Annotated in this window: 13 protein-coding genes; 4 read left to right on the plus strand and 9 right to left on the minus strand. The window is 64.1% G+C overall.

What is annotated here, in order from left to right; all coding sequences use genetic code 11:
* The first annotated feature begins 86 nt into the window (after positions 1-86).
* Entirely contained in the window at positions 87-866 is a 780-nt protein-coding gene (locus J7S20_RS07035; RefSeq protein WP_284053540.1) for an arginyltransferase, read from the plus strand.
* A gap of 5 nt (positions 867-871) precedes the next feature.
* Here J7S20_RS07035 and J7S20_RS07040 read toward each other — a convergent pair whose 3' ends face one another.
* From J7S20_RS07040 to J7S20_RS07050, 3 genes are read right to left on the minus strand one after another with little or no spacing between them, the layout of a single operon-like run.
* Positions 872-1687 (minus strand): transglutaminase family protein, encoded by an 816-nt coding sequence (locus J7S20_RS07040; protein WP_284053541.1) that lies wholly within the window; start codon positions 1685-1687, stop codon positions 872-874.
* Positions 1687-2622 (minus strand): alpha-E domain-containing protein, encoded by a 936-nt coding sequence (locus J7S20_RS07045; RefSeq protein ID WP_284054029.1) that lies wholly within the window; start codon positions 2620-2622, stop codon positions 1687-1689. Before J7S20_RS07045 ends, J7S20_RS07040 begins: the two co-directional genes overlap by 1 nt.
* Positions 2623-2635: 13 nt before the next feature.
* Positions 2636-4129, minus strand: coding sequence for a circularly permuted type 2 ATP-grasp protein (locus J7S20_RS07050; RefSeq protein WP_284053542.1), 1494 nt, complete (start codon positions 4127-4129; stop codon positions 2636-2638).
* A 164-nt stretch (positions 4130-4293) separates the two neighbouring features.
* Here J7S20_RS07050 and J7S20_RS07055 point away from each other — a divergent pair, with 164 nt between their 5' ends.
* Together J7S20_RS07055 and J7S20_RS07060 are read left to right on the plus strand one after the other, a co-directional pair.
* Positions 4294-4926, plus strand: coding sequence for a glutathione S-transferase family protein (locus J7S20_RS07055; protein ID WP_284053543.1), 633 nt, complete (start codon positions 4294-4296; stop codon positions 4924-4926).
* 101 nt (positions 4927-5027) lie between these two features.
* The gene (locus J7S20_RS07060) at positions 5028-6044 is read left to right on the plus strand and encodes a cell wall hydrolase (RefSeq protein WP_284053544.1); all 1017 of its coding nucleotides are present in this window, start codon (positions 5028-5030) and stop codon (positions 6042-6044) included.
* Between the two features lie 51 nt (positions 6045-6095).
* Here the strand turns inward: J7S20_RS07060 and J7S20_RS07065 are convergent, their stop codons facing one another.
* The 5 genes from J7S20_RS07065 to J7S20_RS07085 all read right to left on the minus strand — a co-directional run bounded on the left by J7S20_RS07065 (position 6096) and on the right by J7S20_RS07085 (position 12615).
* Positions 6096-6446, minus strand: coding sequence for a hypothetical protein (locus J7S20_RS07065; protein WP_284053545.1), 351 nt, complete (start codon positions 6444-6446; stop codon positions 6096-6098).
* A 125-nt stretch (positions 6447-6571) separates the two neighbouring features.
* On the minus strand, positions 6572-8353 hold the full coding sequence (locus J7S20_RS07070) for a DUF885 domain-containing protein (protein ID WP_284053546.1): 1782 nt from the start codon (positions 8351-8353) through the stop codon (positions 6572-6574).
* Between the two features lie 58 nt (positions 8354-8411).
* On the minus strand, positions 8412-10022 hold the full coding sequence (locus tag J7S20_RS07075; protein WP_284053547.1) for a GNAT family N-acetyltransferase: 1611 nt from the start codon (positions 10020-10022) through the stop codon (positions 8412-8414).
* Between the two features lie 68 nt (positions 10023-10090).
* Positions 10091-11752 carry a DNA repair protein RecN gene (recN, locus tag J7S20_RS07080; RefSeq protein ID WP_284053548.1) on the minus strand — a complete coding sequence of 554 codons (1662 nt, stop codon included), beginning with the start codon at positions 11750-11752 and terminating at the stop codon, positions 10091-10093.
* A gap of 26 nt (positions 11753-11778) precedes the next feature.
* Complete coding sequence (locus J7S20_RS07085; RefSeq protein WP_284053549.1) at positions 11779-12615, minus strand: outer membrane protein assembly factor BamD; 837 nt, start codon at positions 12613-12615, stop codon at positions 11779-11781.
* Between the two features lie 122 nt (positions 12616-12737).
* Here J7S20_RS07085 and J7S20_RS07090 point away from each other — a divergent pair, with 122 nt between their 5' ends.
* Entirely contained in the window at positions 12738-13562 is an 825-nt protein-coding gene (locus J7S20_RS07090; RefSeq protein ID WP_284053550.1) for a class I mannose-6-phosphate isomerase, read from the plus strand.
* Between the two features lie 15 nt (positions 13563-13577).
* On the opposite strand, the gene J7S20_RS07095 is transcribed toward J7S20_RS07090, so the two are convergent.
* The gene (locus tag J7S20_RS07095) at positions 13578-13799 is read right to left on the minus strand and encodes a hypothetical protein (protein WP_284053551.1); all 222 of its coding nucleotides are present in this window, start codon (positions 13797-13799) and stop codon (positions 13578-13580) included.
* Between the last annotated feature and the right edge of the window lie 43 nt (positions 13800-13842).

The following is a 13842-nucleotide window of genomic DNA, read 5'->3' on the forward strand; positions in this document are numbered from 1 at the left end:
GTGAATCGCCTTTTCATCATGACTCGGGGTCTGCATAACCTGTGGTCAGCAAGCAGCAGGCATCTTCGCGAAGGGAGCGAACAGAGGTGAGCGCACCATTTCGATTTCCACGGTTTTTCGTGACCAGTCCCTCGCCCTGCCCCTATCTGCCGGGCCGTCAGGAACGGAAGGTATTCACCGAACTCAACGGTCCCCATGCGGGCGAGCTGAACGACGCGCTCGGCCGGATCGGCTTTCGCCGCAGCCAGTCGGTGGCCTATCGCCCCAGCTGCGCCGGCTGTTCGGCCTGTGTATCGGTTCGCGTCGTCGCCGACGAATTTCAGCCCAATGCGACGCAGCGCAAGCTGCTGCGCAAGCATCGCGATCTCGATATCACGGCATGCCGCCCCTGGGCGACCGACGAGCAGTTCCAGCTTCTCCGCCGCTATCTCGACGTGCGCCACCCCGGCGGCGGCATGGCGACGATGGACGAGGCGGACTATGCCGATATGGTCGAACACAGCCCCGTCACGTCCTACGTCATCGAATATCGTGAACCCGCACCCGAAGGCCGCAAGGGCAAGCTTGTCGGCGCCTGCATCACCGATCAGCAGGCGGACGGCCTGTCGATGATCTACAGCTTCTTCGAGCCCGAAGACGCGAACCGCCCCGGCCTCGGCAACTTCATCATCATGGAGCACATCCTGCGCTCTCAGCGCGCGCGCCTGCCCTATGTCTATCTGGGCTATTGGGTGAAGGGATCGGAACGCATGGCCTATAAGACGCGCTACAAGCCGATCGAGGTTCTCGGTCCCAATGGCTGGTCGCTGCTCGACGACGAAGAGAATTTCGAGCCGCAACCCGCACGGGTGCGCGAAACCGTCTGAGCGGATCAGGCGTTACGCGACGCCGCTTCCACCTGCACTTCGACGTCGAGTTCCTCGTCGCCCGATCCGCTGCGTGAACCGGCAATCGGCGCGGTATCCGCCGAATCGAGCCCGACGGCAACGCGGACATAGCGTTCATCGGACGATATGCCCGATGCCGGGTCGAACCCGATCCATCCGACATTTTCGACGAAAGCCTCGGCCCAGCCATGCGGGGCACAACGCGAAGCCCCGTCCCCGCCCGAGCGATACCCGGAAACGTAGCGCGCCGGTACGCCCGCCGACCGCGCCGCCGCGACGAAAATCTGCGCCATCTCGCGCGCAGTCGCCTTCTCGCTGCCGAACGCCTCGACCGCGCTGGTGTGATTGTCTACCTTTGGCTCTTCCAAGGTCAGCCGTTCACCGATCGCAAGGTTGAGCCGGTGCAGTTGCTCGATACGGTCGCCATCCGCCGAAAGATATTCGGCGGCGAAATCGCGGAGCGCATCGTCGGCGCGCGTGCGCTGCGTCGTGCGCAGGAAAAGCTCGGGCGGAAACGGTTCGGCCGCGCCTTCGACGATCCCGCCCGAATCGTCGGTCAGCACCTCGCCGACGACATGGATCTCGATCGCCTCGATCGGTCCGTCGGCATAGAGCATCGTCACTTCGTTGCCGAAGCCGTCTTCGTGCTTTTTCAGGCGAGCGTCGCAATCGACATCGAACCGCCAGTCGATCACCGTCTGATGGTCGGTATCGCACGGCCGCATCCGCAATAGCTGCAACAGCCGCGCCTGCGGTTCGCTGAATGCGTATCGCGTGACATGGTCGACGTGAAGCCGCATCACACGAACCTGAACTGACGGGCGATCGCCTGGTCGAGCATCGCGTTTTCCCGAATGAAAGCCTGAAGATATTCGTGCAGGCCGCTCACCACCACCTCCCGGCTGCGCGTCTTGCTGATCCGTGCAAGCCGCGCGCGCGCCATGCGGTCGGCCTCCCCCTGCAAGCCGGTACGCTTGCCGAGTTGCGAAAGCAGATCGACGCTCTCCTCCACGCATGCCGCAAGCGAACGCGGCAGCTCCGGCCGCGACATCAGCAGATCGATGACCAGGTCGGGCTTCAGCCCTTCCGAATATAGCCAGCGATAGGCGGTCACGGCGGATACCGTCTGAAGGATCGTGGTCCACTGGTCGCGATCGACGACGCCGCCAACCCGCTCGCCCTCGGGCAGGAGCAGATGGTATTTCACGTCGATCAGCCGCGCGGTATTGTCCGCACGTTCGATCGCGCCGCCAAGCCGGGTCAGCCAGACCGCCTCGTTGCGCATCATCCGGAAGATCGCACCTTCGAACCCGCGCAGCTCGGCCTTCACCGATTCGACGAGGTTGAGCGTGGAGCTGGACCCGCCCGGGCTGGCGCGGTTGCTGAACAGCAGCCATGCGCGGTTGATCGCCGTCCACGCCTCTCGCGTCAGCGCGGTTCGCACGACCCGCGCATTGTTCCGCGCCGCTTCCAGACAGCGCAGCACCGACCCCGGATGATCCTTGTCGAACATCAGGAAGTGCGCGACATTCTGCTGCGTCAGGTTGTCGCCCGTGCTGGCGAAAGCTTCCTCATTATAGGTAACCGAAAGCGCGCTCTGCCACGCGGCCTCGCCCGCCGGGCGCGCCGACAGGGCATCGAGCCTGATCGTCGCTTCGACCAGCCGCGCGGTAAAATCGGCACGCTCGACATAACGGCCCAGCCAATAGAGCGACGACGCAGTGCGGGAGAGCATCAGCACGGCGCGCTCACCCCTGGCTCTGCGACTGGCTTTCGCCCGCCGAGTTCTGCGATTGCGATTGCTGCGCGTCGGGCATCAGCACGAAACTGTCCTTGGTTCCGCCGCCCTGGCTCGAATTGACGACCAGCGATCCTTCGCGCAGCGCGACGCGGGTCAGACCGCCGGGAACAACCTGCGGCTTTCCGCTGCCGCCGGTCAGGACGAAGGGACGGAAATCGACATGGCGGGGCGCAAGCCCCTTTTCGGTGAGCGTCGGGATGGTCGACAGCGCAAGCGTCGGCTGCGCGATATAGCGGTTCGGTTCCGCCTCGACCGCCTTGCGGAACTCTGCGATCTCGTCCTTTGTCGAGGCCGGGCCGACCAGCATGCCGTATCCGCCCGAGCCATCGACCAGCTTCACGACCAGCTCACCCATATTATCGAGCACATATTTGCGCGCTTCGGGTTCGCGGCAGCGATAGGTTTCGACATTGGGCAGCTTTGCGTCGTGCCCGGTATAGAAGCGCACGATCTCGGGCATATAGCTATAGATCGCCTTGTCGTCGGCGATCCCATTGCCCGGCGCGTTGATGAGCGTGACATTGCCAGCGCGGTACGCGGCCATGATGCCGGGCACGCCCAGCATCGAATCGGGTCGGAACACGAGCGGATCGAGGAAATCGTCATCGACACGGCGATAGATCACGTCGACGCGCTCAAGCCCGGCAATCGTCCGCATCCACACGATATCATCATCGACGATCAGGTCGGCGGGTTCGACCAGTTCTACGCCCATCGAATCCGCAAGGAAGCTGTGCTCGTAATAGGCGGAATTGAAATGACCGGGGGTCAGCACGACGCAGAGCGGCTTCGACTCCCTGCCGGGTGGCGCGACAGAGCGCATCGTTTCATGCAGCATGTCGGGATAGCTATCGACCGCGGCAACGCGAAATTCACGGAACAGTTCTGGGCAAAGCCGCAGCATCGCCTCTCGATTTTCGAGCATGTACGACACGCCCGACGGCGTGCGGGCATTGTCCTCCAGCACGAAAAACTCGTCGGGACCGGTGCGGACCAAGTCGATACCGCAGATATGCGCGGAGATGCCGTGCGGAGGCCGGATACCCGCGACCTCGGTCCTGAACTGGTCGTTCTGGAAAATCAGTTCCGGCGGGAGGATGCCCGCCTTCAGTATCTCGCGCTGGCCATAGATATCGCGGATGAACGCGTTGATCGCCTGAACGCGCTGGATCAGCCCTTCGGACAGTCGCGCCCATTCGTCGGCAAGAAAAATGCGTGGCACCAGATCGAACGGAATGATGCGCTCGGATGCTTCCTGCTCGCCATAAACGGCAAAGGTGATGCCCAGTTGGCGAAAGGTGCTCTCGGCGGCCTGAAGCCGGCGTTCCAGTTCTCCGGATGGTGTTTCGCGCAGCCAGTCCGACAGCGCGGCGAATTCGGCGCGAGGGTCGTCGATGCCGCCATGGCCCCAGATTTCGTCGAACGCGCGTTTTTGTCCCATTCAGCTTTTCAAGCCCCGAACTGAAGAACGGTTCCATGCTGCATGGTTTTTGTGCGCCGCACAAGGTCACGCTAACCCGCCGATTTTCACGCTTTTGCGAAACCAGCTTGACCTCTCCGCAAATTAGTTCACTATTTGTTCGCATCGACTCGAAGGAGTGGGCCATGGCTGGCGACCTGACATTTTATACCAATCCCATGTCGCGCGGACGCATCGTCCGGTGGATGCTGGAAGAAACGGGCATCTCCTACGACACGGAGGTGCTCGACTATAGTTCGACGATGAAGGCCGGGCCCTATCTGTCGGTCAATCCGATGGGCAAGGTCCCGGCGATCCGGCATCGAGGCAAGGTCGTGACCGAATGCGCCGCGATCTGTGCCTATCTCGCCGATGCGTTCCCCGAAGCCGGGCTGGCCCCGCCGACCGAGGACCGCGCCGATTATTATCGCTGGCTGTTCTTCGCCGCCGGTCCGGTCGAACAGGCCGTCACCAACAAGGCAATGGGCTTTGCTCCATCCGCCGAGCAGGGGCGAATGGCGGGATATGGCAATTACGAACTCGCGATCGACACGCTGGAGACAGCGATCGCGGACAAGGAATATGTGGCCGGCGACCGGTTTACCGCCGCCGACGTCTATGTCGGTTCGCAGATCGGCTGGGGGCTGCAATTCGGCACCATTCCGAAGCGCGACAGTTTCCAATCCTATTGGAACCGGCTCGAAGCGCGCGACGCATGGCAGCGCGCCAACGAAATCGACAATGCGCTGATGCCGCCGGAACAAGGGTCCGCAGCATGATTCGACCGCCGGAATCGTTACCTTAACCAGAGATCGTCCCTCGCCGGGACAGCCGGAAATCAGGTCGCGCCGGCCACCGCCTCTCGCGCTATGATCGCGAAATGGTGTGGCAGCGCCTCTCGACTCGCAGGGTTCGCAATATCGCCGGGCTGGGCATCGTTTCGCTGCTCGGCGCCGGTTTCACTGCGCATGCCACGCTGGCCTCGCTCGATCAGATACGCCCTCCAGCGCCCGCCGCCGCAGCCCCCAAGGGATATGAAGCGGACGACCATTTTCCCGGCGCACTCTATTTCGAACTCGCCGAAGAAGACGGTGCCCCAGCCCCCGGCGTAACGGGCACGACAAGGCTTCCCGACCGCGCCGCGCCGACCGACTACCAAGCGCTCGATGCCGGCACGATCACGGCTGCACAACCGTTCGTGATGCGCGGGTCCGCAACCGACCGCGCTCGCGCCGCGCAGTGCCTGACCACGGCGATCTACTACGAAGCCGCGACCGAACCCGACAACGGCCAGCGGGCAGTGGCACAGGTCATCCTTAATCGGGTGCGCCACCCGGCCTTCCCCGACACGGTCTGCGGCGTCGTGTATCAGGGCTCCGACAAACGCGGATGCCAGTTCAGCTTCGCTTGCGACGGGTCGCTCGCCCGCACGCCGGAGCGCAAATACTGGCTGCGCGCCAAGATGGTCGCCGAAGCCGCGCTGGCGGGATCGGTCTTCCCGCCGGTCGGGCTGGCGACACATTATCATACCTATGCGGTCACGCCGGCGTGGAACCGCTCGCTCGTGATGACCGGTGTTTTCGGCGCGCATTTCTTCCATCGGTGGAAAGGCTGGTGGGGAACCGCCGCCGCCTTCAACCAGGTCTATGCGGGCGGCGAACCGCTACCCGGTCCGCACAAGCACATATCGAATATGACGGATATTCAACTGGCTGCCGCCGAAACCACCCCTGCCGCCAGAGCGCCGGTAGGAACGGCTTCCACGCAAGGCGTTGCGACCAAGGCCGAAGCGGGCGCCGTCGCGCCGCAATATGCCGAGAGCGGGCAAGCGACGAGTGCGCTTCCCCAGTCGCAGGTTCTCGACAAATGGAAAGACAGCGGCAAGCCGCTGCGCTGAAAAGGCAGAAGGGGCCGCAACGCGACCCCTTCGCGGTTTTCGATCATCGGTTCAGCGACGGCGATACGACGCATAGCGGCGATGCTGCCGGTCGTGACGCTGGCGCGCGACCTGCCGCGACAGCGCGTCATAGCGACGTTCGAGTATCCGGCGTTCGCCGCGCGTCAGGCGGTGGCCACTCGAACGGTACCGCGCTTCCAGCCGCACCAGACGGCGATACTGGATGCGCAGCGAACGCGCTTCGCGGCGATCGAGCGAGCCGCTGCGCACGCCGACATCGATGCGCCGTTCGATATTCGCCTGCCGCTGGTTCACCGATTGCCAGGGCGCAGCACTCGCCGTAGCGGGAAGCGCGGCAGTGGCGATGCCGAGGCCGGCGATCATCAGGGTTAGCTTGTTCATGGCGACACTCCTTCCAAACAGGACCGGTCGATCGGTCGAGTGCCAATCTGGCGAGAAGCTGTCGCCTGAATGTGTCGGAAGCCGCGAAAAAGCGTCGCCAATTGTCGCAAGCGCCGCGGCTTCGTTCAGCTTTGTGCCGCGCTCGCCCCCGCCTTCGCCCGCTGCACGGCGATCCACCGGTCGATATGCGCTTCCAGCACGTCGAGCGGCAACGATCCTTCCTCCAGAACCGCGTCGTTGAAATCGCGCAGCCGGAAATCGTCGCCCAGAGCCTTTTCCGCCTTTTGGCGCAGCGCCCTGATGCGCAGTTCGCCCATCTTGTAGGCCAGCGCCTGGCCGGGCCAGCTGATATAGCGGTTCACCTCGGCATCGATATTGGCGTCCGATAGCGCGGTGTGCTCTTTCATGAACGCAACCGCTTGCGCCTTCGACCAGCCCATCGAGTGGATGCCGGTATCGACGACCAGCCGACATGCCCGCCACATATCGTAGCTGAACCGCCCCATCTTCTTTGCCGGCGTATCGTACATGCCGATCTCGTTGCCGAGCGTTTCGGCATAGAGCGCCCAGCCCTCGGTAAAGGCGGTGAAGTGCGCGAGATAGCGGCGCATCGGCGGCAGATCCAGTTCCTGCTGGAGCGCGATCTGCTGGTGATGGCCGGGCACCGCCTCGTGCATCGTCAGCGACGGCATCTCCCAGAACGGGCGCTGGTCGAGCTTCGACGTGTTGACATAATAGGTGCCGGCGACCCCGTTCGCTGGGCTGCCCGGGCTGTAATAGGCGGTCGTGGTGCCCTCAGCGGTCTCGGCCGGGATCGGCTTGATGCCATAGGGCAGCCGCGGCAGTCGGCCGAAGAGTTCGGGCATGTGCCCGTCCACCGTCTTCGCGATCAGCGCAGACCGCGCGAGCAATTCTTCGGGCGTCTTCGCATAATATTGCGGGTCGGTACGCAGATGCTCGATAAAGGCGGCGCGGCTGTCATAGCCGGCTTCTTCCGCGACGGCGTCCATAGCCTTGTCGATCCGCGCCACTTCGTCGAGGCCGATCTGATGGATCTGCGCCGGCGTATAGTCGGTCGTGGTTTCGACCCGCGCGCGATAGGCATAATAGTCCTGACCGTCCGGCTGCGACGACACCCCGGCGGTTTTCGCGCAATGCGGCATATAGTCATCGGCGAAATAGTCCGCAGCCTTGCGGAATTCGGGGTCGAGCGTCTGCTCGATCACCGTTTTCGCGCGCGTCTTCAGCGCCTGCCAGCGCGCGGCCGGGATTGCCGCGGGACGGGCTTTGGTGAAAGGCTTGTAAAAGCGCGATTGGGTCGGGTCCTTGGTAATCAGACCGCTGATCGTTCCGGTAAAGCCCTTCATCGCGACGCAGGGTTGCGCATAGCCTGCCGCCACCGATTGCCGCGTGATCTTCATCAATTCGGCATTCTGCGCCGGGAATTTGGATAGCCGCGTCAGATAGTTGGAATAGTCCGCGGCGCTTTCGAACCGGCTGTTGGTCGCGAGCCATGCCAATCCCTGCCAGGGCGAGGAGTAGCTGGTGAACAGCACCATGCGCTGCCCGAAACGGTTGCCCTCGATATCGTCCGACAGGATGCGGCGCAGCACCGCCTTGTCGATCCTTTCCTCTTCGGACAGCCCTGTATCGGGAATGGCCTTCAGGCGCTGGAGGAAGCGCTTTTCATCCGCGACCTCGGCATCGCGCGCTGCCAGCGACACGTCGCCTAGCTGGTCGTCATACCGATGGTCGCCAACCGAGCTGGCGAATGTCGGATGATGCTTCAGATACCATTGCCAATGGTCCTTCAGCAGCGCCTGGATATCGTCGGACGGCCCTGCAAATGCGGGTGCCGACACCATCAGCACCGCCCCCATCGTCAACAGCTTCAGCGCTTTACGCATTGGTCCTCCAGCCCGGTTATCGGCGCACCCTCGCGCGTCGCACCCGTGCTGGCAAGCCTCAGCCGCCGCCGGGGCCGTTTGCCTGCATCGGCGCGCGCGACGGCATCTGCTGCTGGTCACCGCGCGGGCGCTGGGTCCAGTCGATGCGATAGAGATCGAAGCGCCGGTCGGTCAGATTGCGTACCGTACCTTCCGCCCGCGCCCAGGTAAGGTCGGCAAGGTTGACGTCGGCGATCGTCAGCGTCTCGATATTCTCGCTCGCCTCTGCCGCAACCCCGTCGCGCGCGAACGGAAAATCGCACGGCGTCAGAATGCACGACTGGGCATATTGAACGTCCATATTCTCGACGCCGGGCAGATTGCCGACATTGCCCGACATGACGACGAAGCACTGGTTTTCGATCGCCCTTGCCTGCGCGCAGTAGCGGACCCGCATATAGCCCTGGCGGTTGTCGGTGCAGAACGGCACGAAGATGATCCGCGCGCCTTCGTCGACCAGCCTGCGGGCGAGTTCGGGAAATTCGCTGTCGTAGCAGATGAGGACGCCGACCGGTCCGACATCGGTCTGGATCACGTCGACGCCGTCGCCGCCCTTGATCTTCCACCAATAGCTTTCATTGGGAGTCGGGTGAATCTTCTCCTGCGCATGGACCGATCCGTCACGCAGGCAGACATAGGCGACGTTCTGGATGTCGCCGTCCTCGGTGCGCGTCGGGTGCGACCCGCCGACGATGTTGATATTGTAGCGAAGCGCCATGCGGCTGAGTTCGTCGACCAGCGGCTTGCGGTGGTCGGTCAGCCGGTCGATCGCCTCCGCCGGCGACAATTCGCGCTTCTCAAACGACAGTAGCGAAAGCGTGAACAGTTCGGGGAAAACGACGAAGTCGGATTCGTAGCCGGCGGCCACATCGACGAAATATTCGACGTTGCGGACGAATTCGTCGAAATCCTTGACCGCACGCGCCTGAAGCTGACACGTCGCCAGCCGCACACCCTCGACGTCGCGCGGGACACGGTGCTTGGGCGGCTCGGCAGGATCGACATAGGGATTGCGCCAGACCATGTGCGCGGCAAAGGCCATCGAGGCCTTGTCTTCGGGCAGGTAGTTTTCGAGGATGCCGATCGGTTCGAACCCGTTGGCGAGCTGGAAACCGATCACCGGATCGCGCAGCTTGCCCTCGCGCACCTGCTCCAGATAGTCCTCCGGCCCATCGACCTTGTTCCGCGCACGGCGATAATTGGGCATCCGCCCGCCAAATACGATTCCCTTCAGCTCCAGCCGCTCGCACAGCGCGCGGCGCGCTTCGTACAGCCGCTTGCCGATGCGCAGCCCGCGCTGCTTGGTCGCGACCGCGAGTTCGAAACCGTACAGCCAGTCGCCCGTCGGATCGTGGCGGCTGCCAAAGCCGTTGCCGCTGATCCCTTCCCAGTCGTGCGGCGCGAGCGCGACATGCTCGTCGATCCGCGACGATGCGCAATAGCCGACGACCTCGCCCTCATAGAGTGCGACGAACTGGCCTTCGGGAAAGTTGTTGATCTGACCCCGGATCATGCCCGGCGTATAATTTTCAACGCCGGTATAGACGCGTCCGATGAGCTTCAGGATGCCGGGAATGTCGCCGGGTTTTGCTTCGCGTACTTCCAGTTTGGCGGGCGATCGTCTCGACATGCGGCTCCTCTCGTTGCGGTGGCGATGCGATACAAGCGTTCCTGCCGTAAATTCGATCCGAGCGGAAGCTATGCGGCGAGCAGACGTTCCGCCTGCGCGCGCGCTTCATCGGTGATTTCGGCGCCCGACAGCATCCGTGCGATCTCCTCGCGCCGCGCCGCCTCGTCGAGCGGCGTCACGCCGGTACGCGTGACGGTGCCGTCATGACTCTTGGCGATCAGCAGATGCTGGTTGCCGCGCGCCGCGACCTGCGGGCTGTGGGTTACGACCAGCACCTGCGCATCGCCCGCCAGCCGCGCTAGCCGTTCGCCGATCGCACTCGCCACGGCACCGCCGACGCCGCGATCGATCTCGTCGAAGATCAGCGTGCGCGCGCCGCCCTCTTCGGCGAGCGCGACCTTGAGCGCGAGGATGAAGCGCGAAAGTTCACCGCCGCTCGCGATCTTTATCAGCGGGCCGAACGGCGCACCCGGATTGGTCGAAATCTCGAAAGCGACCTTGTCGATCCCGGTGGCGGACCACTGATCCTCGGCCAGCGCTTCGACCTGCGTGCGGAAGCGCGCCGCATCGAGCTTGAGCGGTTTCAGCTCGGCGGCCACCGCGGCGTCGAGCCGTTCGGCCGCGCGCAGTCGCGCCTGGTGCAGCGCATGGGCTGCCTCGCGATACGCATCGACCGCAGCGGCAGCGTCGCGTTCCAGCGCAGCGATACCCTCGCCACCGCCTTCGATCCGCGCCAGTCGCGCCGACAACGATGCCGCCAGTTCGGAAAGGTCGTCGGGCTGAACCTGATGCTTGCGCGCCAGCCCGCGCAGATCGAAAAGCCGCGTTTCTGCCGCATCGAGCGATGCGGGGTCGAAAGCCAGCGCATCGGCCGCCTCGTCGACCTTTTCCTGTGCCGTCGCCCCCTCGATGATCGCGCGGTCTATCGCCGCCAGCGCCTCGCCCAGCGCTTCATGATCGCCCGACACGCGGTCGAGGATGCGCGCCGCCTGTCGCAGCCGCGCCAATCCGCCATCCGATCCCTCGAGCAGATCGGCGATCGCCTGAAGGTCGTCGGCGATCTTTTCACCGCGCTGCATCGTTGCGCGCGCCTCGGCAAGCTCGGCTTCTTCACCCGGTTGCGGGGCGAGCGCGTCGAGTTCGCCGACCGCATGCTCCAGCCATTCGCGATCGCGCTCGGCCGCATCCTGTTCGGCGCGGGCTTCGGCCAGCCGCGCTTCGGCGGCACGCCATTCGCGATAGGCATCGGCAACGCCCGTCGTGTCGATCTTGCCATAGCTATCGAGCAGCGCACGGTGCCCGCGCGAGTTGAGCAGCCCGCGTTCGTCATGCTGGCCGTGGATTTCGACCAGATCCTGCGCAAGTTCACGCAGCAGTCCGGCAGACACCGGCTGGTCGTTGACGAAGGCGCGGCTTCCGCCATCGCCGTTGACGATCCGGCGCACCATCAGGGGCTCGCCGGGTTCGACGGTGACGCCGCTATCGCCGAGTTGCGCGACGAGCGCGCCGTCCTGCACCGGCGGCGCGAAGGTCGCGGTCACGACCGCACGCCCCGCGCCCTGTCGCACCAGCCCGGTATCGCCGCGTGCGCCAAGCGTCAGACCCAGCGCATCGAGCAGGATCGACTTTCCCGCGCCCGTCTCGCCGGTCAGCACGCCGAGCCCGCCCCGAAAATCGAGGTCGAGCGCTTCGATCAGCACGACATCGCGGATGGAAAGTGCCGTCAGCATCGCGGTGGCCGCCCCCCGCGCCGGCGTCAGGCGCCCGGTGCAGCCGGCTTAGCGGATGCCGCCGAAGTCTCGCTGCCCGATGCCACCGCCGGAGCCTTTTCACGCATCAGCTTGTAGGCGCGCTGATACCAAGGGCTGCCGGGATAGTTGGCGCCCAGCACCGCCGCCGCCTTGCGCGCCTCTTCGGGCACGCCGAGCGCCAGATAGCTCTCGGTCAGCCGCATCAACGCCTCCGGCACCTGAGAGGTGGTCTGATATTCGTCGACGACCTTGCGGAAACGCAGCGTCGCCGCCAGCCAGTCGCCCTGCTGTTCATAGAAACGACCGACCGCCATTTCCTTGCCGGCGAGGTGATCGCGGACGAGATCGACCTTCAGCCGCGCATCGGCGGCATACCGCGTATTGGGGTAACGCCGCTGCAACTCGCCAAGCGCGGCCAGCGCCTGCTCGCTCGTCTTCTGATCGCGCGAGACGTCGTTGATCTGCTCGTAATAGGACAGCGCAACGAGGTAATAGGCATAGGGCGCATCGGGGCTGCCCGGATGCGCTGCGATGAAACGCTGCGCCGACGAGATCGACTTCGTATAATCGCGGTCCATGTAATAGCTGAACGCGCTCATCAGCTGCGCACGGCGTGCCCAGATCGAAAAGGGATGCTGGCGCTCCACCTCGTCGAACAGGGCAGCGGCAAGCTTGTACTGACCCTGGTCGAGCCGTTCCTTGGCGGCCGAGTACAGCGTACCGACATCGCGCGCGACATAGGGCAGGTCGGTCGGGCCGCCACTCTTGGCGCAGCCGGAAACGGTAACGGCGCCGGCGAGAATCATGCCGAGCGCGATCGAGCGGGACAGGGTCTTACGCATGCAGGGGCTATTAGCCGAGGGTGACGGCGGCAAACAATGTTTTTCGTGCCGGTTGCGCCGATCGCACGACAAACCGGGTGCTTTCTGCTACGCGGACGGCCCGGAATCGAAAGGATGTATCAGTGTCTGCAACGCTGTTGGCGACGCACCGCGTCGAAAAGCCGTGGGGCCGCCATCATCTGTGGGGAAGCTTTCCCGATCCGCAGGCGGACGGCGAACCCGTCGGCGAAATCTGGTTCCAGGCGCCGGGCGACACGACGCCCGACCTGCTCATAAAATATCTGTTCACAAGCGAGAAGCTCTCGGTTCAGGTCCATCCCGATGACGAACAGGCCCATGCCCGCGGATTGCCGCGCGGCAAGGACGAATGCTGGCTGATACTCGACGCCGAACCGCATTCGACGATCGCGCTCGGCACGAAGCAACCTCTCGACAAGGACACATTGCGCGCCGCCGCACTCGATGGAAGTATCGAGGAGCTGCTCGACTGGAAGCCGGTCAAGGCGGGCGATTTCCTCTATTCGGGGTCGGGCACGATCCACGCGATCGGCGGCGGGATCACGCTGATCGAGGTCCAGCAGAATTCGGAGACCACCTATCGGCTGTACGACTATGGCCGACCGCGCGAGCTGCATCTCGACGACGGTGTCCAGGTCGCCGATCCGCGCCCCTATACGCCCGTCCCCTCGCCCGGGAAAATCTCCGAAGGGCGCGAACTGCTGGTCGAAGGTCCGAAATTCGTGCTCGAGCGGCTCGAAGGCGGCGAACGCGCCATCGCGCTGCCGGAAGACCTGACGGCGTGGCTGATCCCGGTCACCGGAAAAGGGGTGGTCGATGGCGTCGCGTTTCGCGCGGGCGAATGCCTGACGCTGACCGGGACCGTACACCTCCATGCCGATGCGGGCAGCGATCTGCTGCTCGCCTATCAAGGATCATCGCGCCTTTAGGCGAGCGACGCGATCTTAGAAAATACCGCCGCCGAGGGACAGGCGGAAAGCGCCGACCGCGATCACCAGCACGTTGAGGTTGCGACCGGCGGTTCCGCTCGACAGCGACCCGATACCGGCGCCCACTACCGCGACCGGAATAACCAGCCAGTTGAGCCAGCCGAGCAACGGCACGAACGCGACCAGCGCACCGACAAGCGTTACGAGGCCGATCAGGACGGATACCAGATTGAACATACCGTCAATATAGCCGCACAAAGCGTATTATCAACCTAATACG

Origin of the sequence: Stakelama marina, from assembly GCF_018122655.1 — a bacterium.
Classification (GTDB): Bacteria; Pseudomonadota; Alphaproteobacteria; order Sphingomonadales; family Sphingomonadaceae; genus Sphingomonas; species Sphingomonas marina.